This window comes from Mesorhizobium sp. M1143 (genome assembly GCF_040318435.1).
Classification (GTDB): Bacteria; Pseudomonadota; Alphaproteobacteria; order Rhizobiales; family Rhizobiaceae; genus Mesorhizobium.
Genome location: NZ_JAMYMJ010000007.1, coordinates 21,714 through 47,018 on the forward strand (window position 1 = coordinate 21,714; position 25,305 = coordinate 47,018).

Genomic DNA, 25,305 nt, shown 5'->3' on the forward strand with positions numbered 1-25,305 from the left:
AATCCACAGGCCGGCAACCAGACCCTGCATCTTGACAGACGAGGCGAAAGCCAAAAGAGTGAAACCGGTTTCACTGGGGACCGCCGGTGCATTTCGATCTGTCCACTCTGCTCCCGCATCTGGGTTTTCTGGCGCGCGGCGCCGAACTCACGGCCGCGGCTTGCGCGCTGTCGCTGGTAGGAAGCGTCTTCATGGGCGCGTTGGTGGCGATCGCACGCACCTCCGCCTCGGCACTGCTTCGACGGATCGCCTTCGTCTATGTCGATCTCTTCCGCAATGTGCCGTTCATCGTCCAGCTGTTCTTCTTCTATTACGGCCTGCCCGAGCTCGGCATTTACATCGATGCCTTCACCACCGGCGTCGTGGCGCTTTCGATTGCCGGCGGCGCCTATGCCTCCGACATCATTCGCGCCGGCATCCTCGCCATCGACCAGGGCATCATCGACGCCGCTGAAGTGAGCGGCCTGTCCAGGCGCAAGATCTTCACCCGCATCGTGCTGCCGATTGCGCTGCGCACCTCCGTGCGACCGCTCGGATCCGTGCTCATCAACATGATCCTTACGTCCTCGATCCTCTCGACAATCACGCTCAACGAGCTCACCGGCTCAGCCCAGATCGTGGTCTCGCAGACCTATCGGCCCTTCGAGGTCTATATGGTGCTGCTCTGTGCCTATGCGGCCCTGACCTATCTGGTCTCGCTGGGCGTCACCCTGCTCCACCGCCATCTCAATCGGGACATGATGGAGGCGGTCGACTGATGCGGTTCAGCGACTTCACCTCCTACGACCTGATCCTGCTGGCGCAAGGTCTCGGCACCAACATCGCGCTGTTTCTCGTCACCTCTCTGATCGGACTGCTGATTGGCCTGAGCTGGGCGTTGGTGCGGTTCTACCGTGTGCCGGTTCTGGCCCAGGTCGTCACCTTCCTGTCGGAGCTGTTGAAGAACTCGCCGGTGTTGGTGCAGCTGTTCCTGGTGTTCTTCGGCCTGCCGGCGCTGTTGCATATAAGGGTGACGCCGGTCACCGCAGCGACCATCACTCTGTCGGCGAACACCGCGGCATTCGTCTATGTCATCGCGGTCTCGGCGATCGAGTCGATCGAACGCGAGCAGGTCGAGGCCGCGCGTGTCTTCGGCCTGACCCGGTGGCAGGTCCTGCGCCATATCGTTTCGCCCCAGGCTGCCGCCTTCGCGGTCGGCCCGCTCGTCGCGCTGCTGGTCAACCAGCTTCAGGTGACGTCGCTGATTTCTGTCATCGGCGTCGTCGACCTGACCAAGATTGGCCACATCCTCAACATGCGAACCTTGAAGCCGTTCGTGGTCTGGACCGTCGTCGGGCTGCTCTACTATGGCGCGGCAAAGCTGGTCGCCCTGCTTGGCGAGCGTCTTGAAAACCGCCTGCGGGCGCACAGCGCCTGGCGGGGGCTTTAACATGCTCAAGATCGAAAACGTGCACAAAGCGTTCGGCGAGGTCACTGTGCTGGACGGCGTCGACCTGACGATCGCGCCCGGCGAAGTGGTCTCGATCCTCGGGTCGTCGGGGTCCGGCAAGTCGACACTGATCCGTTGCATCAACGGCCTCGAAATGCTGAAGTCGGGCCGCATCACGGTCGACGATTTCGATGTCAGCAAGCCGAAGGAGCTGGCCGAGGCGCGCAAGCGCTCAGGCACCGTCTTCCAGCTGTTCAACCTCTATCCGCATATGAGCGCGCTTCAGAACATTACGCTCGCCCCGATCGAGGTGCTGAAAATGCCGCGCCCTGAGGCCGAGGCGCTGGCGCGCAAGCTGCTCGAGTCCGTCGGCCTCGCCGATCGGGCCAACGCCTACCCGGCGCAGTTGTCGGGCGGGCAGCGCCAGCGTGTCGGCATCTGCCGGGCGCTCGCCATGCAGCCGCGCTATCTGCTGCTCGATGAAGTGACCAGCGCGCTCGACCCGGAAATGACTTCCGAGGTGCTGGCCATCCTGGCAAAGCTCGCCGCGCAAGGCACGACGATGCTGTTCGTCACCCACGAGATCGAATTCGCGCGCGAGATTTCCAACCGCATCGTCTTCCTCGACAAGGGCAGGCTGGTGGTCGATCTGCCAACGGATCGTTTCTTCGCCGCGGACGGCGGCCGGGCGCAGCCGCGGGTTGCGCAGTTTCTCTCCAAGATGCGCAAGGACTAGGAATGCTGCTGTTAGCCAACAACGAAGCATGGCCGGGATTCGAAACCTCGGTGCAAATGCTGCGCGATGGCGCCGTCAGCCTGGACGCGATGGTTGCCGGCATCGGCATGGTGGAGAAAGAGGTCAAGGTTCGCAGCGTCGGTTATGGCGGCTGGCCGAACATGCTGGGCGAGATGGAGTTCGACGCCGGCGTCATGGACGGCAATACAAGAGAGGTCGGTTCAGTCGGCGCCGTGCCAAGGACCTTGGCGGTCGCTGCCCTGGCGCAGCAGGTAATGAAGCGCCTGCCGCATGTGATGCTGACCGGCGAAGGGGCGCGGCGCTTTGCCAGCGAAATCGGTTTTGCCGAAGACGAAGTCTTGTTCGAGGACAGCAAGCGCGTCTGGTGGGAGCGGCTGCAACAGGAACTCACACCGCAACAGCTGGCGAAATTCCCCGATATCGATCTGGCGCCGCTCAGCCGTACTATCACCGATCCCGAGCGGGTCCGCGACACCACCGTCTTCCTGTCGGCGGATGCGCGGCGCGGCGTCCATGCCGCGAGTTCGACCTCGGGCTGGGCGTGGAAATATCCGGGCCGGCTCGGCGATTCTCCCATTCCCGGCGCAGGCTTTTACGCCGACAGCCGCTATGGCGCGGCGGCGTGCACCCATACCGGCGAGATGACGATGCGCTGCGCCACCGCACGGACCGTCGTGCTGGCCATGAAGCTTGGCCGATCCCTGTCGGATGCGGTCGCGCTGGCGGTCGAGGAACTGGCTGAACTCGACACCGGCTTCCTGGCCGGAGTGGTCATCCACGCCGTCGACGCCGAGCAGAACCACGAGGTGGTGAATTTCAGATGCGAGGGCGAGGTCCGCTACTGGCTCTGGAAGGATTCCATGCCCGCACCCGAATTGCGGGCAGCAAAACGTGTCACTAGAAAATAAGGAGAGGAACCATGAAAACCGTACTGCGTGCCTTCGCCGCGCTGGCCATCGTGGCCGGTTCGGCTTTTCCGGCCCTTGCCGGCATGATTGACGACATCCGCTCACGCGGCACCATTCGCATCGGCGTATCGCTCGGCGGCGAGCCGATCGGCTTTCGCGATGCACAAAACAACCCTGTCGGCTACGATGTCGATGTCGCGACGCTGCTGGCGCAAAAGCTCGGGGTGCCGGTCGAGTTCGTCGACGTCTCGGGCGATGCCCGTATTTCCATGCTGGTGTCGGGACAGATCGATGTCGCGGTCGCAAACACCTCGGCAACGCTCGAGCGGGCCAAGACCGTCAACTTCACCATCCCCTACAACCGGGCCGGGCTGCGCGTCATCGTCCAGAAGGATGCCGGGATAACCGACCTCAAGGGGCTCGCCGGCAAGAAGGTTGTCGTCGGCCGCGGCACCACGGGCGAAACCTTCCTCAAGGCGGCCGTGCCGGAAGCAGAGCTCGTCTATGTCGACCAGTTCGCGCCCGACGGGGTTCTGCAGCTGCAACAGAAGCGCGTCGATGCGGCGATCGAGGATTCCTCGCTGCTCGATTACCTCGCGACCAAGACACCGAGCCTGGTGACGCTGCCTGGCCTCTATTCCAACGATCCGATCGGCATCGCGGTCGCCAAGGGCGATCCCGAATTCGTCCGCTGGCTCGACATGTTCGTGTCCGACTTCATCCAGTCGGGCACCTATGAGACGACCTACAAGAAGTGGTGGGGGCCGGACTCCAACCCGCCGGCGCTCAACCCGCTGTGGTGACACCCACTACCGGTAACCGATCGGCGCACACTCGAGGCGCCGTCGCAACGATCGCCGATGTCGCGCGGCTGGCAGGCGTGTCGCGTGCCGCGGCCAGCCGTGCGCTGTCGAGCGGACCGCGACCGGTCTCGGCGGACAAACGCGAACGTGTCGTGCAGGCCGCCGCGCAGCTAGGCTACAAACCCAATCTCCTGGCGCAAAGCCTGACCACCAAGACCGTCAATCTGGTTGCCGTCGTGGTCAACCACATTCACGACCTTTCAGATCTCGACCTGTTCGACCGGCTGCTCGACGCAATCCAGTCGATCGGCAAGCAGGTCATCCTCATCCGCATCGGCTCGGCGGACGGGGTCGAGGATTTTCTGCGCAACGGCGTTGCCTATCATGTCGATGCCGCCGTGGTGTTCTCCGACTTTGCCGATGCAGCGACGGTGCGGCGCATGTTTCGCTCGGACCTGGTCATCATGCTGAACGGACTGCATGACGATCTGTCACCCACCGTCATTCCCGATGAAGGCGTCGGCATCGCCGAGGCCGTGGCGGATGCGGCGGCCAAGCGCGCGCGCACGGCCAGCCTGCTGACCGGCCGTTCGTCCTCGCGGGTCGAACAGCTGCGCATCGGCCACTACCTCGGAGCGTTCCGGCATCATGGAATTGAACTGCTGCAGACGATCCAGGGAGACTATTCCTACGAGTCGGGTCATGCGGCGGCAGTCGGCCTGACGGAACGCGGCTGTCCAGATGCGGTCTTTTGTACGTCCGACGCGATGGCCATGGGTGTTCTGGATGTCTGCCGGGCGGATTTCCCCGACAACCGGCCCAGCCGCTTCCGCCTCTATGGCTTCGACAATGTGTCCCTGACCAATTTCGACGCCTACCCGATATCGTCAATCGGCTACGACAAATCAGACTTTGTGGGTCATATCGTCGGCGCCCTCTCCAATCCGCAGGTCTTCATGCCCGGCCAGCCGCCTGTCGTTATATTGACCCGGCTGATTTCGCGCTTGACCGCGTAACTAGCGCCGATGTTGGACTGCTTGTCCGGCGTCGATCTCCCAGAGATCGAACGGAGATCGCGCCGGACAATGTACCAGCGCCTATTGCAATTTCGCCTGCAGCGCGTTGACGTCGTCGGTTGTCATTTCACCGTCGGTCGTCACCTTGCCGTCGACGATCTTCCACAGCCGGAACGGGCCGGTGATGTCGCCATATTTGTCGAAGCTGACCGGACCGATGACGCCTTCATAGCGGATCGGCTTGCCGTCCTTGATCAGGCCGAGCGCCTTGGCGAACTCGTCCTTGCCGGCATAGATCGGTGTGCCGGCAGGATCGACCGCCTTGTACATGGCATCCTTGATCTTGGCTGGATCCTCGGAGCCGGCAATGGCAATGGCGAGGCCGACAATGGCGCCGGCATCATAGGAACGGTCGGCTGCCGGGTTCGACGGCTCGATACCCGAAAACTCCTTGTAGTTTTTCAGGAAGTAGTCGGTGGAGGCCGTCGGGCTGGTGCCGGAAGAGGTGCCATAGGCATCCTTGAGATAGTCGGCGCCGACGGATTCGATGAAGTCCGGGCTGTTCATGCCGTCATTGAGCAGGAATTTCTGCACGCCGCCCTGCGATATCCAGGTGCGGGCGACCGTTGCGCCGTCGACCGGCGTGCTGACGAGGTAGAGTCCGTCCGGCTCGCCTCCCATCGCCGCCGTCACTTCCGAAGCATAGCTCGACTGCTTTTCATTATAGGGCGTGTCGGAGACGATGGTGCCGCCGAGCGCTTTGTAGGCACGCGAGAATTCGGCCACCATGTTGACGCCGAAGTCGTTGTTGACATGGATGATCGACAGTTTCTTGAAGCCCTTGTCGATGGCGTATTTGGCGGCGGCCACGCCTTGCAGCGCATCCGACGTGATGGTGCGGAAGAAGATGCCGTTGGTCTTGCCGTCGCGGCCAAGGGCGGTCAGCGTCGGCGAGGATGAAGCCGGCGACACCTGCACGATCTTGGCCGGCCCGGTGACCGAGGTCAGGATCGGGATTGACACCGAGGAGATGATGCCGCCGATGATCACCGGCACCTTCTTGACCTGTACAAGCTGGGTCGCGGCATCGACCGCGATATTGCCCTGGCTCTGGCTGTCGCGCGTGTCGGTTACGAGATCGCAGCCGCGAACACCGCCGGCTTCATTGATGTCGCGGAAGGCCATTTCGACGGACTTCGCGCCGGCCTGGCCGTATTCGCCGGCCGGACCGGTGAGCTCCATGACCAGGCCGACGGTGATCTTGCAGTCCGCTGCGTGTGCGGCGCCGGCCATCGTCACGAGAGCCAGTGCTGTGGTGATTTGAAGTATCGTCTTCTTCATTGCCGTTCCCCTTTTCTTGTTTGAACTTTTGCCTGTTCAGCCTTCCGGCGCCTGCAGCCAGGTCTCATGCAGATGCCGCCATTCGACGCCGTTTGGTGCCGATGAACTGGTGGTGAAGACCGCACTGGACTGCCGGCGGCTATGCTTGCCGGCGCGCAGTTGCGCCTCGACGTAGAAGACGACGATCGTGTCCGCGTCCTGCCAACCCGGCCTGATATCCTCGATCGATATGGAAAAACCGTCGTCGCAAGTGGCGCGGCTTGTCCGGACATGATCTACGACCGCGTCGCGATCGAGGATCTGGCCATTCGGCGCCACCATGGTGAGGCCTTCGCCCATGACAGCCTCGAAGCGGCCGAACTCCACAGCGTCGGCTCGCGCGGCGACAAACCAGTCGACGAAGAAGCGATGCAGGTCGATGATTTCAGCGCTGGCACGCGAAAAAAGGGAAGGCTCTCCGCTCATTTCTTCCCCGCATTGAGGTTGTAATGCATGATCGAGCCGTGGCGGCCATGACGGTCGCGCTCCAGCGCGTAGACATCGCCCGCGAGGCCGGTGCCTTGTGCGATGGCGGCAGCAATCCGCGCGCGATCGTCGGCGTCGAGCGCGACGTCCATGATTTTCGTATTGGCCAGCGCATGTGCCTGGTTGCGCGCACCCACAATGACGGCCGCGACCTGCGGCTGCTCGAGCACCCATGCCGAGGCGATGGTGGCGATGTCGACGCCGTGGCGATCGCCGACCGCTTTCAGCGCCTTGAGCAGGGACTGGAACAGCTCCCAGCCGCCGAAGTCGTCGATGATCAGCTTGTATTTGACCAGCGAGCGGTTTTCGAGCGGCGTGGAGGGCTCGGCCACGCCAAGCCATTTGTCGCTGAGGAAGCCGCCCGCCACCGAGCCGTAGCAGAGGAAGCGGACACCGTTCTTAGCGGCAAGGCCCGCAAGGCTGTTTGCCGGCCGCTGGTCGAGCACTGAATATTGCAGTTGCTGGCTGACCAGCGGGATGCCCGCGGAGAGGATTTCGGCTAGCCTCGGCGTATCGAAATTGGTGGTGCCGAGATTGCGCACCTTGCCTTCCAGCCGAAGCTCGTCGAGCCAACCCATCGCCTCGACGTAACGAGGCTGGTCATAATCCCACCAGTGAAACTGCACAAGATCGATCCGCTCCGTCTTCAGCCTGCGAAGCGACTGATTGACGATGCCCCTGATGTAGTCGCGGCTGATGCTTGCCAGTCGTTCGAGGTCCGGCACCAGCTTGGTGTGCACCTTCATCCTGGCCGCAACATCGAGACCGCGCTCGCCGGCCAGCCGCAGGCGCGCGGCGCCGATCAGTTCCTCGACGCCGGTGTAGATGTCGGCGCAGTCATAGGTCCAGATGCCGGCATCGAAAGTGGCGATGAGGTCGGTCACCGCCTGGCTGCGGTCGACGGCGCCATGCCCGCCGGCCAGCTGCCAGCCACCGCGGATGACTCGCGAGATCCCATAGCCGGGGCTGAGTTCGATGGTCCTGGCGGTCATCCCTTGTCGGTCTCCTTCGGCAGCGGCACGGCCGTGGTTTCGGCATGGCTGAACCGCCGCTTGGCCAGCCTGACGATGCGGAGCCGGCTGGCGCAATTGGGATCGGGACAGGCGATCTCGGCATCCGAGGTCATCCAGTCATTTGCATGCGTCGGGCGCTGCTTTGCCGCCAGGAGCGGCAACACGGCCGAGATCGAATAGATCGAAAAACCCTGCCCTGCCGGCAGCGAGAGCATTTCGCCCTTGAGTTCGAAATAGTCGCCGGCCCTGGCGCCGCAATAGACCGGCTTGCCCTCGGGGATGACCGCTTCGACGCGCAGATCGAAGAGTTCGAAACTGTCGTCGGCCATTCAGGCCTCCACCAGGCTGAAGGTGATGTCACAGGCGCCGTTGCGGCGGATGACGCCGCAGGCGGCGGCAAACTGATCGCGCTCTCCGGCAAGCACTTGCGCGACCACGCTGCCGGCCAGCCAGCCGATCGGGAACAGCAGCCGCGCCCCCTGCCCGTAGTACAGGCCGATATCGAAGATGGCATTGGGATTGCCGCCCCACACGCGTGGCGGCACATAGGACAGCACGATATCGCCGGGCTGCGGCGTCAGCGTTGCATTCTCCGGTGGCAAAGACTGGGCATAGGCCTGGCCGTGGAGATCGGCTGACGGAACCGGGCACGAGATTTCCGGTCCTGTCCACATCGCATGGATGCCTGGGATGATGCGTGGCTGCGCCAGATACGCCAGCAGGAAGGCGGCATTCTCCGGCGCCTTTTCGGGCAATAGCAGCGCCGTCACGGAAAGCTTCGAGCGTGGTTCTGTGATGCCGATGGCGGGCTTGGGCATGTCAGTCCTTCGCCGATTGAAGTTTGTCGCGCAGGAAGGCGAAGGGGCGGCTGATGTCGGCTACCAGCGCCTCGCGCGCCGCTTGCGCATCCTGTTTGGCAAGTGCCGCGACAATTCGACGATGATAGTGGGCGGTATCAACCTCGCCTGCCTCGGAGAAGGCATAGATGGCGACGCGGATGCAGGGACCCGATTGAAGCCAGAGGCTTTCGATCATCGGGATCAGCACAGCCGAGCCGCAGCAGCGGTAGATCTCAAAATGGAAGCTCTGGTTGAGCGTCGCTTCGCGATCGATATCCTTCTTGTGCTTCAGGGCCCGCATCTCGTCCCACTCGCCCAGCATGGCTTCGATCGATGCGATCTGGCGCGGGCTCATGCGCCTGGCGGCAAGCGCTATCGCTTCGCCTTCGATGAGGGAGCGGGCACGCAGGAGGTCGTCGATGCGCTCCAGCGTGATCGGCGGCACGCGCACGGAACGGTTGGGCAGCGCCTCCAGCGCCTTTTCCGTGATCAGCCGGCCGAGCGCTTCGCGTACCGGCATGGTCGAGGTGACCAGCGCATCGGCAAGACCACGGATGGTCAGCACCTGGTTTGGCTCGAAAAGGCCACCGATCAGAGCACGGCGCAACTCGGAATAGACGCGATCCTGCACCGTCTCGCGGCCGACCGGCGTAAGCTGGGCTGCGATCGTCTCGTTGTTCTTTTCGATGGCAGCCTTCTGCATTACCGGCATTTGCCCCGTTTTCGGCTTGCGAATGAAATTAAAGCCGAATAGCGTGATCAAAGCAAGTGTGATCACAAATCAAAAATCAGGAGGCGACAACGATCGTCTTCGGCCAGAGGGTTTGATGAGCGATGCAGCGGAGCGCCAACGGCAGGAGACCCGTGCGCCAGTTCTGACGGCACGAAACGTCGTCAGGCGTTTTGGCGGCCTTGTCGCCGTCAACGATGTCTCGTTTGATGTCAAAGCGGGCGAAATCCTCGGCCTGATCGGGCCGAATGGCGCCGGCAAGACGACGATGTTCGATCTGTTGGCGGGCAGCATATTGCCAACCAGCGGCGATATCCTGCTCAATGGCACGCGCGTCTCCGGCGAAGCCGCTCATCTGCGTATCGGCCGTGGTCTTGGCCGCACCTTCCAGATCCCGCGCCCCCTGCCCAATCTGACGCTGATCGAAAACATCATGCTGGCGGCGCAGGGCCAAGCCGGCGAAAAATTGCTCGCCAACTTCGTCACGCCGTGGCGAGTGGCGGCACAGGAAAGAGCAGCCAGGGCAAAGGCACTCGAGCTGCTCGAGCTCGTCTCGCTCGCTCGGCTGGCGCACGAACCGGCGCGCGTGCTTTCCGGCGGTCAACGCAAGCTGCTCGAACTCGCCCGCGTCATGATGGCCGATCCGGCGATCATCCTGCTCGACGAACCGGCCGCCGGCGTCAACGCGACGCTGCTCGAGATCATCATCGACCGCATCCGCGACATCAACGCGCACGGCATCACCTTTCTGCTGATCGAGCACAATATCGACATGGTGACGCGGCTCTGCCATCGCGTCCTCGTCATGGCGAGCGGCCAGTTGCTCAGCGAAGGCACGGCGGAAGAGGTCGCCCGCGACCCGCGCGTCATCGAGGCCTATCTCGGAGGTGCGGCATGAGCGAAACTGTCCTCAACGTCCGCAATCTCGAGGCCGGCTATGAGCCCGGCGTGCCGATTGTGCGCGGCGCCTCGATCACCGTCGGCAAGGGGGAGATCGTCGTCGTGCTCGGCCCCAACGGCGCCGGCAAGTCGAGCTTCATCAAGGCGATCGCCGGCCTTGTCCCGATCACCGGCGGCACCGTATTTCTGGACGGCAAGGACATCACCGCCGCTCCCGCGCACACCATGGTTCGGCTCGGCCTGGCCTTCGTACCGCAGACGGAGAACATCTTCCCGCTGATGTCGGTCGAGGACAATCTGAAGGTCGCCTGCGGCATCCTCGAGCGACGCGAAATCCCTGCCCGCATCGAGGAAATGTATGCGGCCTTCCCCGACCTCGTCCGCCAGCGCCGCACCGCCGCCGGCAATCTGTCGGGCGGACAACGGCAGATGCTTGCCGTCGCACGCGCGCTGATCGTCCATCCCAAGGTGCTGGTGCTCGACGAGCCGTCGGCCGGCCTGTCGCCGAAATTCGTATCGACGGTGTTCGAGATGCTGGCCGGCATCCGCAAGTCCGGCGTCACCATCCTGCTGGTCGAACAGAACGCCAAGGCAGCGCTTGCCATCGGCGACCGCGCCTATGTGCTGGTCGACGGCAAGGACCGGCACGAGGGCGTTGCTTCCGAACTGTGGAACGATCCTGTCGTCGCCGAACTCTATCTCGGCCAACGCCCGTCCCCCGTCGGCAAGGGAGGCGCGGCATGAGCCTGCAATTTGTCGTCGATGGGCTGCTGACCGGCTCGATGATCGGCCTTGGCGCCATCGGCGTGACGCTGACCTACTCGATCCTGCGCTTCTCGAACTTCGCCCATGGCGACTTCATGGCCTGGGGCACCTATGCGACGCTCGCCGTCGTCAGCGCCATCGGCGCGATCTTCGGCAAGGTGGCGCCCATTGGACCGCTGTCTTTCGGCTGGCCGCTGCTGGTTGCGCTGCTTGTCGGCATGACTTTCACCGCCCTGCTGGCGCTGTTGCTCGACAAGGTGCTGTTTTCGCGGCTGCGCTCGCAGGGGCAAGCGATCATCGTGGTGATGGCGAGCTTCGGCGCCTCGATGGCACTGCGCAGCCTGCTCGAATTCACCTTCAGCTCACGCCCGACCTATTTCAGCCGGGCGATCCAGATCGCCATGCCGGTCGGCTTCGGCATCCGCATCACGCCCGATCAGATCGCGCTGCTGCTGCTGACCGCAGTGCTGGTGCTCGGCGTGCATCTGTTGATGACACGCACGCAGACCGGCCGCTCCATGCAGGCGCTGAGCCAGAATGCGGCCCTGGCCCGCATCGTCGGTATCGACGTTGCCTCCGTTGTGCGTGTCACCTGGATCATCGGCGGGGCGCTGGCCTGCGTGGCCGGCGTGATGATCGGCATTCTGGTGCAGATCCGCCCGTTCATGGGCTTCGACATGCTGCTGCCGATGTTTGCCGCAGCCATCCTCGGCGGCATCGGCAGCATTCCGGGCGCTGTGCTCGGCGGCTTGATCATCGGTCTTGCCGAAGCAGGTGCGGTGCAGCTGATCGGCGCCGAATGGCGCGCCGCAATCTCCTTCATCATCCTGATGGCGGTGCTGTTCGTGCGGCCGATCGGCCTGTTTGGTGTGAGGGAACGCTGATGGACCTGCTCGGCTACGGCGCCTTCTTCCTGACCACCGCACTGATCTTTTCGCTGGTCACACTGGGGCTCAATCTGCAGTGGGGGCTGACTGGCCTTTTCAATGTCGGCCTTGCCGGATTCGTCGCCATCGGCGCCTATACATCGGCGCTGCTGACGACCCCGGACGATGCCGCGCGCTTCGGCGGCTTCGGTCTGCCGATCCTGGTCGGCTGGGCGGGCGCCATGGTCGTCGGCGGTATCGCCGCAGCACTTACCGGCATGGCCACGCTGCGTCTGCGATCCGACTACCTGGCGATCACCACCTTCGGCGTCGCCGTCGTCGTGCAGCTGGTCGCGCTCAACGCGCAGAAACTCACCGGCGGCCCGTTCGGCATCGGTTTCATCCCGCGCCCGTTCGGCGGCCTTGCCGAAACGCCGCTGCTGTTCAACCTGTCGAACCTCGCCGTCGTTTCGGCTGTGACGCTGATCGCCTATCTCGCTCTGGAGCACCTGTCGCGCAGCCCCTGGGGCCGCGTGCTCAAGGCGCTGCGCGAGGACGAGCGAGCGGCGATTTCGCTGGGCAAGAGCGCGCGCTTCTACCGCGTCCAGGCCTTCGCCGTCGGCGGCGCTATCATGGCGCTGGCCGGCGCTTTGCAGGCGCATTTCACCGCCTTCATCGCGCCCGATAACTATCTGCCGATCCTGACCTTCCAGGTCTGGGTGATGCTGATCGTCGGCGGCTCGGGCAGCAATGCCGGCGCCATTGCCGGCAGCATCCTGGTCTGGGCGATATGGGCGGGGTCGGGCACGCTGACCAGCGTGCTGTTTGCGCCCGAGCAGCAAGCACGCGCGGCCTCGCTGCAGATCGTCGCCATCGGCGTCATGCTGTGCGTCATCCTGCTGATCCGGCCGAACGGATTGTTCGGCGATCGGCCGCGCCGGCCGAAGCCCGGCAAACAGACAAAGGCGGCGGCCAGCGAGAACGAGGCCGGACCATGAATGCCATGATCCGGCAAGACGTGCATGGCGTTTCACTCTGGCATGCCGTTAGCCGCAACCGCCGCGACCGGGGCACGCTGCAAGGCGGGCTCGACGTCGATCTCGCGATCGTTGGCGGCGGCTTTTCCGGCCTGTCGACGGCATTGCATGCCGCCGAGAAGGGGCTTTCGGTCGCGATCCTCGAAGCCGAATTCCTTGCTTGGGGTGCGACCGGCCGGAATGCCGGCTTCGTCGTTCCGAACTTCGCCAAGCGGGATCCAGACGACATCATCGCCGAACTCGGACCCGAGCGCGGCGGGCGCCTGGTTGACTTCGCCGCCGGCAGCGCTGATCTCGTCTTCGGCCTGATCAAGCGGCACGGCATCGAATGCGACGCTGTGCAGAATGGTTGGATCCAGCCGGCGCATTCGTCCGCCGCGCTGGAAAAGACGCGATCGCGCGCCGAGCAATGGGCGGCGCGGGGCAGGCCGACCGTTGCGCTCGATGCCATGGCGGTCACGGAGCTCACCGGCATCGACGGCTATGCCGGCGGCTGGATGGACAGATCTGGCGGCGTCCTCAATCCGGTCGAGTATGCGCGCGGCCTGGCCGACGCCGCAGAAAAGGCTGGCGCACGCATCTTCGAGCAGACGCGTGTCACTTCCATCGACCGCACTCCGGATGGCTGGGCCTTGAAGACCGGGTCCGGCACTACGCGAGCGGGCAAGGTCTTGGTCGCCACCAACGCCTATGGTGGAGCGCTGAACCCGACACTGGCGCGGACCTACATCCCGCTGAAAGTCTTCCAGATCGCCACCGCGCCGCTGTCGCGGGCCATACGCGCGCGCCTGCTGCCCGGCGGCCAGGGCGTTGGCGACACCAGGCGCAACCTGTTCACGTGCCGCTTCGATGGCCAGAACCGGCTGATCAGCGGCGGCATGCATGTCGTCGGAGCCGGCGCTGAGACGCGCATGCCGCAAACGATTTGGCGACGGCTCGCCAGGCATCTCGATTTGCCTGACCTGCCGCCGCTTGCCTACAGCTGGACAGGCGTGGCGGCGGTGGTGCCGGATTTCCTGCCGCGTCTCATCGACCTCGGCCCGGGCCTGATCGCCGGCTTCGCCTGCAACGGTCGCGGCATCGCCATGACCACGGCAATGGGCAAGATGTTGGCGGACTGGGCGAGCGGAACGGACGCAAGGGATTTGCCGCTCCCTTTCGCCGCACCATCGCCGATCCCGCTGCACAGCCTCGTGCGCTATGCACCGAATATGCTGCTCCCCTGGAGCATCCTGCGCGACCGGCTGGACTAGACAGCCAAGCCAGGTGATCCTCCTGCCGGCGCACTCACAGCGACCCGAAAAGGACCGCCACACCTTCCGCAATCGATGACCGTGGTGGCCCAAGAGGATATAGTCAGATCCCCTCCCCATCCAGCCGCATCTACTCCGCAGCCTGAACCCGATTGGCCCGGATGACCGCCCGGATCTCGGACCGGCAGGAGCCGCAATTGGTGCCGGCCTTCAGGGCGCCGCCTATGGCTTCGACTGTCGTGCACCCGGCCGCCACTGCCGCCACGATCTGGTTGACCCCGACGTTGAAACAGGAGCAGACGGTCGCGCCCGCATCGGGCCGATCGGCGCCGGCGCGACCGGCCACGATCCTGAAGCGTTCGCGCTGGCTGGTGTGAACCTCCTGGAGTTGCTGTGCCGCCCAACCCCGCGAAACCGCCACCGGTCCCGACGCGATAAACAAAGCCCCGGCGAGGTGCTGGTCGTCAAAGGCAGCAACACGATGCTGGCCGGTATCGCGGTCGTGATAGGCGAGCATGTCGGCTACGCGAACATCGAAAAGCGAACCAGCAAAACCAGCCCAGTCGATGTCGTCGTCGGCAAAGGCAAGCTCCACTCGCCAGCCGCCCTTGCATTTGGCCACGGCCCAGTAATCTGCTGCGACCGGCACCGGCTTGTGGCGCACCACAGCGAAGCCGAAGGCTCTCGCGGCGAATTTCTCGATACGGGCGCCGACATGTTTCAGCGCAGGCTGACCGGAAACCGGATCGGTCAGAGGCGCGGTCAGCGCATCGAGCCGGCCCTTTGCCGAAAACTGGTCAGTCCAGTGCATCGGCGCAAACACGCTCCCCTGGCGCTGGCGTGCCGTCACCAGCGCGCGCACCAGCACATCGCCGCGCGGGCTGGAGACGCGCACGATGTCGGCGTCGCCAATGCCGTGATGCGTGGCGTCCGCCGGGTGGATCTCGACGAAGGGCTCGGCCATGTGCTGGGAGAGACGTGGGCTTTTGCCGGTGCGGGTCATTGTGTGCCAATGGTCGCGAACGCGGCCGGTGTTGAGGATCAGCGGATAGTCCGGGCTGGTGCGTGTCTCGACGATGGGACGAATGGCGATGAAGCGGGCCTTGCGGTCGGGATTGTAGAAATTGCCGTTGGCGAAGAAGCGGGTGTTGGAAGGGTCAAGTCCCGCTTGAACACCCCCCTCTGTCCTGCCGGACATCTCCCCCGCAAGGGGGGAGATTGGCAGCTTTGACGCCGGCATATCTTCTGCATCGTTGGTAATTGGCGAAGGCCGAGGCGACGGCTGATCTCCCCCCTTGCGGGGGAGATGGCCGGCAGGCCAGAGGGGGATGGCTGGGCTCGGCGCCGGCCATTGGAAAGGCTCAAGCGCTGCATAGGCCTCCTTATCAACACCAGCATAACCACCAATATCGAAATCCCGTGCGCCGTCATTCTCGAACCCCGACAGCGCGGCGTGTTCGGCGAAGATTTCCGCTGGCGACGAATAGGAAAACGCCTCGTCAAACCCCATCCGCTTGCCCACCTCGGCGACGATCAACCAATCCGGCCGCGCCTCACCAGGCACCGCAAGAAAGCTGCGCTGGCGCGAGATGCGGCGCTCTGAATTGGTCACGGTGCCGTCCTTCTCGCCCCATGCGGCGGCGGGCAGCCGCACATGGCCGTGGCGCACGGTGTCCGTGCTCGCCAGCACATCCGAAACCGCGACAAACGGGCAGGCCTTGATCGCTGCCTCGACGGCATCGGCATCCGGCATCGAATCGACCGGGTTGGTGGCCATGATCCACAGCGCCTTGATGCGCCCGTCGGCCACCGCCTGAAACATCTCGACCGCCTTCAGACCGGGCTTTTGGGCGACGGCCGGCGCATTCCAGAAACGCTGCACGCGGTCGCGGTGCTCGGGGTTTTCGATCTCCATATGGGCGGCCAGCATATTGGCCATGCCGCCGACCTCGCGGCCGCCCATGGCGTTGGGCTGGCCGGTCACTGAAAACGGCCCTGCCCCAGGTTTGCCGATGCGGCCGGTGGCGAGATGGCAGTTGATGATGGCGTTGACCTTGTCGGTGCCCGAAGACGACTGGTTCACTCCCTGGCTGTAGACCGTGACGGTTTTCGCAGTCGCGGCGAACAGGTTGTAGAAGCGGGTGAGCTCGTCCTCGCTCAGGCCGGTGGCGGCGGCGATGCCGGCAAGGTCGAGCGCCGATGCGGCGAAGAGAGCTTGGCCGAAGCCGGTCGTGTGTGCGGTCACATAGCCACGGTCGAGTGCGTTGTGCCGGCCGAGCCAGGCGAGCAGGCCGGTGAACAAAGCAACGTCGCCATCCGGCGCGATCGCCAGGTGAATGTCGGCGATATCAGCGGTCATGGTGCGGCGCGGGTCGACCAGCACGACCTTCATCTCCGGTCGTTTTTCCCGGGCCGCCGCGATGCGCTGGAAGAGCACGGGATGGCACCAGGCGAGATTGGAGCCGACCAGCACGATCAGGTCGGCGAGCTCGAGATCCTCGTAGGTGCCGGGCACGGTGTCGGAGCCGAAGGCGCGGCGGTGGCCGGCAACCGAGGAGGCCATGCATAGCCGCGAATTGGTGTCGATGTTGGCCGAGCCGATGAAGCCCTTCATCAGCTTGTTGGCGACATAGTAGTCTTCGGTCAGCAACTGGCCGGAGACATAGAAGGCGACGGAGTCAGGACCGTGCTCGGCGATGGTTTGCGAAAAGGTCGAAGCGACGCGGTCGAGCGCCTCGTCCCAGCCGGCACGGCGACCGTGGATTTCGGGGTAGAGCAGCCTGCCGTCGAGGTCGATGGTTTCGGCCAGGGCCGAGCCCTTGGAGCAGAGCCGGCCGAAGTTCGCTGGATGGTCGGGGTCGCCGCGGACGCTGACTTCACCGTCCGTGGCGACTTTCGCCAGCACGCCGCAACCCACCCCGCAATAGGGGCAGGTGGTCCTCACCTCGCGCGCTTCGCCCAGTTCCATGCTTCAGGCCGCGCGGCTGGCCAGCGCTTTCAGCGCAATGAACAGGAGCTCGCCTTCGATCCGCACAGGAATGGTGCGCACGGCGCCCTCGTCGGCGCCGAGCGCCTTGCCCGTCTCCAGCGAGATGACCCAATTGTGCAAGGGACAGGTGACGGCGGTGCCGTGGACGATGCCTTGGCTCAGCGGCCCACCTCTGTGCGGGCAATGATCGTCGATGGCGTAGACCTGATCGTCCTGCGTGCGGAAGACGGCGATCTTACCCTCGGGTGTGTCGACGCAGCGCGCGCCACGCCGCGGGATGTCGGAGAGTGAGCCGATCGATATCCAGTCCATTTTGATCACTCCGCAGCCTGCGCAAACCCGACAGAAGCCATTGGCCGGAACTCGTGCTTGTCCTTGCCGGAGACGCGTTCCGACCACGGGTCGACCTGGGCGAATTTCTGGCTGAAGACGAAGCGTTCGTAATAGGCCTTGCGCTTGGCGCCGTCGTCCATGATCTGGCGCTTGATCTCGGGGATGCCGATGCGCTTGGCCCATTTGTAGATGCGCTCGAGATAGCGGCCCTGCTCGCGGTACATCTGCGTCAGCGCCACGATATGCTCCAGCGCCTCGTCCTCGGTCTTGACCAGGCCAAGCACTTCGGTGCCCTTGATGTCGAGCCCGGCGGCGCCGGCGAAATGGATCTCGTAGCCACTGTCGACACAGATCACGCCGACATCCTTGCAGGTCGCCTCGGCGCAGTTGCGCGGACAGCCCGATACCGCCATCTTAACCTTGGCCGGGGTCCACGAGCCCCACATGAATTTCTCGATGCGAATGCCGAGGCCGGTCGAATCCTGCGTGCCGAAGCGGCACCAGTCGGAGCCGACACAGGTCTTCACCGTGCGCAGGCCCTTGGCGTAAGCATGGCCTGAGACGAAGCCGGCCTGGCCGAGATCGGCCCACACCGCCGGCAGATCCTCCTTGCGGATGCCCAGCATGTCGATGCGCTGGCCGCCGGTGACCTTGACCATCGGTATCTCGAACTTGTCGACGACGTCGGCGATGGCGCGCAGTTCGGCGGCGTTGGTGACGCCGCCCCACATGCGCGGCACCACCGAATAGGTGCCGTCCTTCTGGATGTTGGCGTGGACGCGTTCGTTGATGAAGCGCGACTGATAGTCGTCGGCGTAATCGTTCGGCCAGTCGCAGACGAGGTAGTAGTTGAGCGCCGGCCGACATTTTGCGCAGCCGCAGGAGGTCGTCCATTCCAGCTCCTGCATGACGGCGGGAATGGTCTTCAGGCTCTTGGCGATGATCAGCCGGCGCACCTCGTCATGGCCGAGCGTTGTGCAGCCGCACATCGGTTGCACGGCGGCCGGGTTGTATTTGTCGCCGATGGTCAGCACCATCAGCTTCTCGACCAGCCCGGTGCACGAACCGCAGGAAGCCGATGCCTTGGTGTGGGCGCGCACGTCGTCGAGCGAAGCCAGGCCCTTGGCCGTGATCGCGCCGGTGATCTTGCCCTTGCAAACGCCGTTGCAGCCGCAGATTTCCGCATCATCCGGCAAGGCTGCAACGGCCGCCATAGGGTCCAGCGGGGCACCCCCCTGGTAGGACTGGCCGAAGATGAGCGTGTCGCGCATCTCCGATATGTCGGTCTGCTTCTTCTTGAGATCGTTGAACCAGGCCCCATCCGCCGTCTCGCCATAAAGCACGGTGCCGATGATGCGGTCGTCCTTGAGCACAAGGCGCTTGTAGACGCCGGCGGCGGCATCGCGCAGCACGATCTCCTGGCGGTCCTCGCCTTCGGCGAAGTCGCCAAGCGAGAACAGGTCGATGCCGGTGACCTTGAGCTTGGTCGGCGTGTCCATGTGGACGAAGGCCGCTGCCTCGTTGCCGGCCAACTGGTTCGCGGCAACGCGCGCCATCTCATAGAGCGGCGCGACCAGCCCGTAGACCTGGCCGTTGACCTCGGCGCATTCGCCGAGCGCGTAGATGTCGGGGTCGTTGCTGCGCATGCCGGCATCGACGACGATACCACGATTGACGGCTATGCCGGCCTCCCTGGCCAGCGCCGCATTCGGCCGGATGCCGACCGCCATCACCACCAGCGTTGCCGGGATAATAGTGCCGTCGGCAAGCTCCACCTGCCCGACCTTGCCGTTGCCGGTGATCGCCTGGGTGTTGGCCTTGGTGATGACCTTGATGCCGCGCTGTTCCACCGCGCGCTGCAGGAGATAGCCGGCGGCTGGATCGAGCTGACGCTCCATCAATGTCGGCATGACATGCAGCACGGTGACGTCCATGCCTTGGGCGTTCAAACCTGCTGCCGCCTCCAGCCCGAGCAGGCCGCCGCCGATGACCACGGCCTTGGCGCGCGACTGGGCGGCAAGCATCATGGCCTGAACATCGTCGAGGTCGCGATAGGTCAGCACCCCCGGCAGATCATGGCCGGGCACCGGAATGATAAAGGGCACCGATCCGGTGGCGATGACGAGCTTGTCGTAAGGCTCGGTGACGCCGTGATCGGAGGTGACTGTCTTGGCCGCCCGGTCGATGGCGACGATCTTGTGACCTTTGTAGAGGGTGATGTTATTGGCGATGTACCAGCCGTCGCCGTGGATGATGATTTCCTCATAGGCCTTTTCGCCGGAGAGAACCGGCGACAGCATGATGCGGTCGTAGTTCACCCGCGGCTCGGCGTTGAAAATGGTCACGGTGTAGCGGCCCGGCGCCTGTTCGAGCAGATGCTCCAGCATGCGCCCAGGGGCCATGCCGTTGCCGATGATGACGAGTTTTTCGGTCATGGCGTTACTCCGCGGCTTCGACGAAGCGGTGGCGTTCATAGAGGAACTTCAGCACCGCTTCGCGGCAGCGCAGGAAGGTGCGGTCGGAAGAGAGTTCGACGCGTCGACGCGGCCGCAGCAGCGGCACCGCAAGCACCTCGCCGATTGTCGCCGCCGGACCGTTGGTCATCATGACGATGCGGTCGGACAACAGCACCGCCTCGTCGACATCGTGGGTGATCATGATCGTCGTCGAGCCGAGCCTGGAATGGATGTCCATAACCGCATCCTGCAGATGGGCGCGCGTCAGCGCGTCGAGTGCCCCGAACGGCTCGTCGAGCAACAGGATCTTCGGCTCCATGGCAAGCGCCCGGGCAATGCCGACGCGCTGCTTCATGCCGCCCGATATTTCGGCCGGCCGCTTGTCCTTGGCATGGGCCATCTGCACGAGATCGAGATTGCGCATGATCCAGTCATGTCGCTCGGTCCTGCTCTTGGAACGGCCAAAGACTTTCGACACCGCCAGGCTGATGTTTTCGTAGACGGTGAGCCATGGCAGCAGGCTGTGGTTCTGGAACACCACGGCGCGCTCGGGTCCGGGGCTGTCGACCTCCTTGTTTTCAAGCAGCACGGCGCCGGCGGAAACCTTGGTCAGCCCGGCGATCAGATTGAGCAAGGTCGACTTGCCACAGCCGGAATGGCCGATGATGGAGACGAATTCGCCCTTGTCGATGGTCAGCCTGATGTCCTTGAGCACCTCGCTGACCTGACCGCCGCGGGCAAAGGATTTGTTGATATGGTCGAGCTTCAGATAGGCCGTCATCGCCCTCTCCTCACTTTGCCGTTGTGCCGCGGGTGACGAAAGCGCCGACCGCAGCGACCAGGCGGTCGAGGCAGAAGCCGGTGACGCCGATATAGGCGAGCGCGACGATGATGTCGGGCAGCCGCGACGAGTTCCAGGCGTCCCAGATGAAGAAGCCGATGCCGACGCCGCCGGTCAGCATTTCGGCGGCGACGATGGCGAGCCAGGACAGGCCGATGCCGATTCTGAGGCCGGTGAAGATGTAGGGTGCGGCGGCCGGAACCATGATCTTGACGAAGAATTCGAACTGGTTGAGCCGCAAGATGCGCGAGACGTTGCGGTAGTCTTCCGGAATGTTTCGCACGCCGACGGCGGTGTTGATGATGATCGGCCAGATCGAGGTGATGAAGATAACGAACAGCGCCGACGGGCTGGAATCGCGGAAAGCAGCCAGCGACAGCGGCAACCAGGCCAGCGGCGGCACGGTGCGCAGTATCTGGAACACCGGATCGAGGCCACGCATGGCCCAGATCGACTGGCCGACCAGGGCGCCGAGCGCGACGCCGACGATCGCCGCCAGGCCGAAGCCGATGGCGACGCGCTGCAGAGAGATCAGCACCCGCCACGCAAGGCCGATATCCTGCGGGCCGTTGTTGAAGAACGGATGCGCGATCAGGTCATAGGCCTCGTTCCACACCTGGCTGGGCGGCGGCAGGCTGGCGGTCGGCGACGAGCAGGCGATCTGCCACACGACCAGCATGAAGGCGATAACGATGACCGGCGGCACCAGGGCGGTGGCCAGCCTGCCGGCGATCGCGATCGGGTCGAAGCGGCGCCGCGCTTTGGCGGTGAAAGCGATGACCGCGGCAGGCTTCGCGGGGAACGCCTTCACCGTGGTTTCCTCAATGGCTTGGATGGACATGTCTGGGTATAACTCCGGGGTCGATGCGGGCGACAACGGCGAAGCGCCGTTGCGCTGGGGGCGACAAACGGCGCAACGCGCCGTTTGCGCTGGTCAAGCCGATGCCTTGATCTTCAGGCTGTCGAGATAGGCCGACGGGTTGGCCGGGTCGAAAATCTTGCCGTCGAAGAATGTCTCGACGCCACGCGACGACGAGGCCGGAATATCGGCTGCGGCAAGGCCGAGATCCTTCGCCGCCTCGCGCCAGATATCCTCGCGATTGACCTGGTCGACCAGCGTCTTGATGTCGGTGGTCGGCGCGAATTTTCCCCAACGGATGTTTTCGGCGAGGAACCAGCTGTCGTGGCTCTTGTAGGGATAGGAGACGCCACCCTTCCAGAATTTCATGTAGAGGTCAGTGCCGGTGGCCACGCGGCCATTGCCGTAGTTGATGTCGCCCTTGAGGCGGCCGATAATGTCGGCGACAGGCACGTTCATCCATTGCCGCTTGCCGATGATGGCGGCCATCTCGTCCTTGTTCTCCGTGGCCTCACACCATTGCTGGGCCTCCATGACGGCCATCACGATCGCCTTGGTGGCGTTCGGGTATTTGTCGATGAATTCGGCGCGGAGGCCGAGCGCCTTTTCGGGATGACCCTTCCACAGTTCGCCGGTGGTGGCGGCGGTGAAACCAACGCCTTGGTGGACGAGCTGTTCGTTCCACGGTTCGCCAACGCAGAACACGTCCATGTTGCCGACTTTCATGTTGGCGACCATCTGCGGCGGCGGCACGACGATGGTCGAGACGTCCTTGTCGGGATCGATGCCGCCGGCGGCCAGCCAATAGCGCAGCCACAAATCATGCGTGCCGCCCGGGAACGTCATGGCGGCCTTGATTTCCTTGCCGGCCGCCTTCTTGGCGGCGAAGGCGTCCTTCAGCTTGGAGGCGTCGAGGCCGACACCGGTGCCGGCGTATTCCTGCGCAACCGAAATGCCCTGGCAGTCGTAGTTGAGCCGCGCCACGATAGCCATCGGCATCGGCTGGTTGTTCTGCGTCACCTTGCCGGTGTGCATGAGATAGGGCAGCGGCGTCAGGATGTGAGCGCCGTCGATGCCGTTGGCTTCGCCGCCGAGCATCAGATTGTCGCGCGTCGCGCCCCAGGAGGCCTGCTTGATCACCTCGACGTCGGGCATGCCGAACTTGGCGAACAGCCCCTTCTCCTTGGCGATCATCAGCGGCGCCGCGTCGGTCAGCGCGATGAAGCCGAGCTTGGCGCCGGTGACCTCCGGAGCGGTCGTGGCGGCATAGGCGCCCGAGGGGAAGAGCTTGCGGGCCGCCACGAACAGGCCGGCCGTCATGGCGCTGCTGACAAGAAAATCGCGGCGCGTCACATCCTTGAGCGATGTTCCCGTCCCGATCCATTTCCCTATTTTTTCTTTCATCGTGATCTCCGGTTGAACGCTTCGTCGAGTGGCCCAAAACAAAAAAGCCGCCGTCCAGGCCTCGCGCGTCCGTACATCCGGGATCGCGTCGTTGACCTGAGCGGCAGCTTTGCCTGTGGCGCCCGCCATTGGACGCCTGTTCCGTGACCCGCGAAGGGTCTGGCTAATTCAAAGCAGGAACCGTGCCAGTTCTGAGTGAAACGAAAAACCTAAATGAAATCAACATTACGCGCCAGACGCCGGCACGCGAGGCGACATCGCAAGCAGGTCAAAGATTGTTCATTACAGCAATCGCACGCACATTTTTTGTGCAATGCACAAGAATGGCGCGAGAATGATCAGGCTTCCGCGCGAGCGACTTTCTGGCGCGCTATATAGCCGTCGATCTCGTCGGGGTCGAAGGTCTGACCGTCGAAGAAGCCGTCCGGCCCAAGCACCAAGCCTGCCCCAGTCGCACCGACAGCCGTGGCGACCTTAAGCGCGCCCTCGACCTTCGCATTGGCGCCGGGAAGTGCAACGCCAAGCGGCTTTAGCGCCGAGCGGTAGAGGTCCGGACGGTAGCAGTCACGGGCGATAGCAAGGTTTTCCGGCGTGTGCTCGACATGCCCCCAGCGCACCATCTGCGTATAGAACCACAGCGCATGGCTCTTCCACGGAAAGTTCGCCGCCTTGTCGAAGGGCAGGAAGAAGTCGTCGACATCCAGTTCGGCGCCGCCGCCCAGTTCAAGATGGCCGGTCAGGATCGGCATCTGGACAGCTGGTGGCAGGCCGAGGAAGCCAGCTTGAGCCATCACACCAGCCAGTTCGGCGTGGTTGCCCCGATCCTGGCACCAGCGCGCCGAATGATGCAGCGCGCGCAGCAATGCTGCCAGCGCGACCGGGTTCTCCTGCGACCAGGCCTTGCGCACGCCGATCACCTTCTCCGGACTGTTGCGCCACAGCAGCGCCTTGACGGTGACGATATGGCCGGTGCCGGCAGCGACCGAGGCGCTGTTCCAGGGCTCGCCGACGCAGTAGCCGTCGATCCGCCCGGCGGCCAGCGCATCGGCCATGAAGGGCGGCGGCACGATGACGATCTCGATCTCGCGCTCCGGATCGATGCCGCATCCGGCAAGCCAGTAGCGCAGTTCGTAATTATGCCCCGAATGCGGGTGCACCACGGCAAAGCGCAGCGGATCGCCGCCAGCCCCGGCGCGCTCGCGAATGAAGGCACGAAGGGCTGCGCCCGCGCGCGCGGGCTCGAGATCGGGTATGGCGCCGTGTGCCGCCATGCCTTCCCAGACGGCGTTGGAGATGGTGACGCAATTGCCGCCAAGCCCGAGCGAAAACGGCACGATGGTCTCGGAAGCAAGCGGCGTCAGCCCGAGATTGCAGGCGAGCGGCATCGGCCCCAGCATGTGCGCCAGGTGGAAATGGCCGATGGCGATGCGGTCGCGGATGTTGGCCCAGGAGGTCTCGCGGTGCAGTGTGAGATCGATGCCCTCGCGCGCGGCAAATCCAAGCTCACCCGCCGCAACCAGCACGGCACTGTCGAAGAGCGGCATGAAGCCGGCGGTGATCTGGTGCTCGGCGCTCATGCTCATTCGTCCTCCGACGGCCCGAGCAGCCCGGCGGCAGTCACCAGGCTCTGGGCAATGTCGCCGATCTTGCGGTTCTGGTTCATCGCCGTCTTGCGCAGCAGCGTGTAGGCGGCCTCTTCGGTCAGGCCGCGCGACTTCATCAGGATGCCCTTGGCACGGTCGATCACCTTGCGGCTCTCAAGCTCGCCTCGAACCTCTTCCAGCTCGCGCGCCATGCGCGAGAAAGCGTTGAAGCGGCTGACCGCCATGTCCAGAATCGGCTTGACGCGCTCTTGCCTGAGGCCGTCGACGACATAGGCCGAAACGCCGGCATCGACCGCCGCTTCGATCGATGCCTGGTCCGATCGGTCGACGAACATGGCGATCGGCCGCTTCACCGCACGCGACAGCTGGAACATGTTTTCCAGCATGTCGCGGTTCGGGTTTTCCAGGTCGATGACGATGACGTCCGGCTCGATCTCGGCGATCCGCCGCGCAATGCCGGTCACGTCGTGGATGACGGTGACCCGGTCATGGCCGGCCTCGCGCAAACCTGCCTCGATGATCGCGGCGCGGATACGGTTTTCGTCGATGACCAGGACGGCGAGTGAGCTGCGGACCATGCGTGCATTGTGGGCAAGGTCGCAAAATTGTGCAATGCGGCATGGTCACAGGCTCCCGC

At 64.1% G+C, this 25,305-nt stretch carries 25 protein-coding genes; 11 read left to right on the forward strand and 14 right to left on the reverse strand.

Annotated features, from left to right (window positions below):
- Window positions 1-86 precede the first annotated feature (86 nt).
- The 6 genes from NKH35_RS07955 to NKH35_RS07980 are packed head-to-tail and all read left to right on the forward strand — an operon-like array spanning window position 87 to window position 4,913.
- Window positions 87-758 carry an amino acid ABC transporter permease gene (locus tag NKH35_RS07955; RefSeq protein ID WP_023682680.1) on the forward strand — a complete coding sequence of 224 codons (672 nt, stop codon included), beginning with the start codon at window positions 87-89 and terminating at the stop codon, window positions 756-758.
- Window positions 758-1,429 carry an amino acid ABC transporter permease gene (locus tag NKH35_RS07960; RefSeq protein ID WP_023667866.1) on the forward strand — a complete coding sequence of 224 codons (672 nt, stop codon included), beginning with the start codon at window positions 758-760 and terminating at the stop codon, window positions 1,427-1,429. Before NKH35_RS07955 ends, NKH35_RS07960 begins: the two co-directional genes overlap by 1 nt.
- Before the next feature lies 1 nt (window position 1,430).
- Entirely contained in the window at window positions 1,431-2,165 is a 735-nt protein-coding gene (locus NKH35_RS07965) for an amino acid ABC transporter ATP-binding protein (RefSeq protein WP_023738370.1), read from the forward strand.
- 2 nt (window positions 2,166-2,167) lie between these two features.
- The gene (locus NKH35_RS07970; protein ID WP_023667864.1) at window positions 2,168-3,094 is read left to right on the forward strand and encodes an isoaspartyl peptidase/L-asparaginase; all 927 of its coding nucleotides are present in this window, start codon (window positions 2,168-2,170) and stop codon (window positions 3,092-3,094) included.
- Window positions 3,095-3,105: 11 nt separating this feature from the next.
- Window positions 3,106-3,897: a transporter substrate-binding domain-containing protein gene (locus tag NKH35_RS07975; RefSeq protein ID WP_023695228.1), complete on the forward strand. Its 792-nt coding sequence runs from the start codon at window positions 3,106-3,108 to the stop codon at window positions 3,895-3,897.
- Window positions 3,891-4,913, forward strand: coding sequence for a LacI family DNA-binding transcriptional regulator (locus NKH35_RS07980; RefSeq protein ID WP_352914052.1), 1,023 nt, complete (start codon window positions 3,891-3,893; stop codon window positions 4,911-4,913). The genes NKH35_RS07975 and NKH35_RS07980 overlap by 7 nt, the downstream gene beginning before the upstream one ends.
- A gap of 81 nt (window positions 4,914-4,994) precedes the next feature.
- Here the strand turns inward: NKH35_RS07980 and NKH35_RS07985 are convergent, their stop codons facing one another.
- From NKH35_RS07985 to NKH35_RS08010, 6 genes are read right to left on the reverse strand one after another with little or no spacing between them, the layout of a single operon-like run.
- Window positions 4,995-6,254: an ABC transporter substrate-binding protein gene (locus tag NKH35_RS07985; RefSeq protein WP_352914054.1), complete on the reverse strand. Its 1,260-nt coding sequence runs from the start codon at window positions 6,252-6,254 to the stop codon at window positions 4,995-4,997.
- A gap of 36 nt (window positions 6,255-6,290) precedes the next feature.
- Window positions 6,291-6,719 carry a hypothetical protein gene (locus NKH35_RS07990; protein WP_352914056.1) on the reverse strand — a complete coding sequence of 143 codons (429 nt, stop codon included), beginning with the start codon at window positions 6,717-6,719 and terminating at the stop codon, window positions 6,291-6,293.
- Window positions 6,716-7,771, reverse strand: coding sequence for an aldo/keto reductase (locus NKH35_RS07995; protein WP_352914058.1), 1,056 nt, complete (start codon window positions 7,769-7,771; stop codon window positions 6,716-6,718). Before NKH35_RS07995 ends, NKH35_RS07990 begins: the two co-directional genes overlap by 4 nt.
- Window positions 7,768-8,121, reverse strand: coding sequence for a TIGR04076 family protein (locus tag NKH35_RS08000; RefSeq protein WP_023667858.1), 354 nt, complete (start codon window positions 8,119-8,121; stop codon window positions 7,768-7,770). Before NKH35_RS08000 ends, NKH35_RS07995 begins: the two co-directional genes overlap by 4 nt.
- Complete coding sequence (locus tag NKH35_RS08005) at window positions 8,122-8,610, reverse strand: DUF3830 family protein (RefSeq protein ID WP_023667857.1); 489 nt, start codon at window positions 8,608-8,610, stop codon at window positions 8,122-8,124.
- Window position 8,611: 1 nt separating this feature from the next.
- On the reverse strand, window positions 8,612-9,334 hold the full coding sequence (locus tag NKH35_RS08010; RefSeq protein ID WP_023686960.1) for a GntR family transcriptional regulator: 723 nt from the start codon (window positions 9,332-9,334) through the stop codon (window positions 8,612-8,614).
- A gap of 124 nt (window positions 9,335-9,458) precedes the next feature.
- On the opposite strand from NKH35_RS08010, the gene NKH35_RS08015 reads away from it, so the two are divergent.
- Genes NKH35_RS08015 through NKH35_RS08035 form a run of 5 tightly spaced genes read left to right on the forward strand, consistent with a single transcriptional unit; the run spans window position 9,459 to window position 14,182 of the window.
- Window positions 9,459-10,259 (forward strand): ABC transporter ATP-binding protein, encoded by an 801-nt coding sequence (locus tag NKH35_RS08015; RefSeq protein ID WP_023686959.1) that lies wholly within the window; start codon window positions 9,459-9,461, stop codon window positions 10,257-10,259.
- Complete coding sequence (locus NKH35_RS08020; RefSeq protein WP_352914062.1) at window positions 10,256-11,005, forward strand: branched-chain amino acid ABC transporter ATP-binding protein; 750 nt, start codon at window positions 10,256-10,258, stop codon at window positions 11,003-11,005. Before NKH35_RS08015 ends, NKH35_RS08020 begins: the two co-directional genes overlap by 4 nt.
- Window positions 11,002-11,910 carry a branched-chain amino acid ABC transporter permease gene (locus NKH35_RS08025; RefSeq protein ID WP_023804430.1) on the forward strand — a complete coding sequence of 303 codons (909 nt, stop codon included), beginning with the start codon at window positions 11,002-11,004 and terminating at the stop codon, window positions 11,908-11,910. The genes NKH35_RS08020 and NKH35_RS08025 overlap by 4 nt, the downstream gene beginning before the upstream one ends.
- Window positions 11,907-12,890: a branched-chain amino acid ABC transporter permease gene (locus NKH35_RS08030; protein ID WP_352675537.1), complete on the forward strand. Its 984-nt coding sequence runs from the start codon at window positions 11,907-11,909 to the stop codon at window positions 12,888-12,890. Before NKH35_RS08025 ends, NKH35_RS08030 begins: the two co-directional genes overlap by 4 nt.
- Window positions 12,887-14,182 carry an NAD(P)/FAD-dependent oxidoreductase gene (locus NKH35_RS08035; RefSeq protein WP_352914064.1) on the forward strand — a complete coding sequence of 432 codons (1,296 nt, stop codon included), beginning with the start codon at window positions 12,887-12,889 and terminating at the stop codon, window positions 14,180-14,182. The genes NKH35_RS08030 and NKH35_RS08035 overlap by 4 nt, the downstream gene beginning before the upstream one ends.
- Before the next feature lie 130 nt (window positions 14,183-14,312).
- Here the strand turns inward: NKH35_RS08035 and NKH35_RS08040 are convergent, their stop codons facing one another.
- From NKH35_RS08040 to NKH35_RS08075, 8 genes are all read right to left on the reverse strand, one after another.
- Window positions 14,313-17,150 (reverse strand): nitrate reductase, encoded by a 2,838-nt coding sequence (locus NKH35_RS08040; RefSeq protein ID WP_352914066.1) that lies wholly within the window; start codon window positions 17,148-17,150, stop codon window positions 14,313-14,315.
- A gap of 3 nt (window positions 17,151-17,153) precedes the next feature.
- Window positions 17,154-17,483 carry a nitrite reductase small subunit NirD gene (nirD, locus tag NKH35_RS08045; protein ID WP_023686954.1) on the reverse strand — a complete coding sequence of 110 codons (330 nt, stop codon included), beginning with the start codon at window positions 17,481-17,483 and terminating at the stop codon, window positions 17,154-17,156.
- Between the two features lie 5 nt (window positions 17,484-17,488).
- Window positions 17,489-19,939, reverse strand: a complete 2,451-nt coding sequence (nirB, locus tag NKH35_RS08050) for a nitrite reductase large subunit NirB (protein ID WP_023751805.1) — start codon at window positions 19,937-19,939, stop codon at window positions 17,489-17,491.
- 4 nt (window positions 19,940-19,943) lie between these two features.
- Window positions 19,944-20,741 (reverse strand): ABC transporter ATP-binding protein, encoded by a 798-nt coding sequence (locus NKH35_RS08055; RefSeq protein WP_352914069.1) that lies wholly within the window; start codon window positions 20,739-20,741, stop codon window positions 19,944-19,946.
- Window positions 20,742-20,751: 10 nt separating this feature from the next.
- Window positions 20,752-21,642: a nitrate ABC transporter permease gene (ntrB, locus tag NKH35_RS08060; protein ID WP_023682697.1), complete on the reverse strand. Its 891-nt coding sequence runs from the start codon at window positions 21,640-21,642 to the stop codon at window positions 20,752-20,754.
- A gap of 93 nt (window positions 21,643-21,735) precedes the next feature.
- Window positions 21,736-23,064 (reverse strand): CmpA/NrtA family ABC transporter substrate-binding protein, encoded by a 1,329-nt coding sequence (locus tag NKH35_RS08065; RefSeq protein WP_352914071.1) that lies wholly within the window; start codon window positions 23,062-23,064, stop codon window positions 21,736-21,738.
- 338 nt (window positions 23,065-23,402) lie between these two features.
- Window positions 23,403-24,641 (reverse strand): CmpA/NrtA family ABC transporter substrate-binding protein, encoded by a 1,239-nt coding sequence (locus NKH35_RS08070; RefSeq protein ID WP_352535636.1) that lies wholly within the window; start codon window positions 24,639-24,641, stop codon window positions 23,403-23,405.
- 2 nt (window positions 24,642-24,643) lie between these two features.
- Window positions 24,644-25,246 carry an ANTAR domain-containing response regulator gene (locus NKH35_RS08075; RefSeq protein ID WP_352914073.1) on the reverse strand — a complete coding sequence of 201 codons (603 nt, stop codon included), beginning with the start codon at window positions 25,244-25,246 and terminating at the stop codon, window positions 24,644-24,646.
- Between the last annotated feature and the right edge of the window lie 59 nt (window positions 25,247-25,305).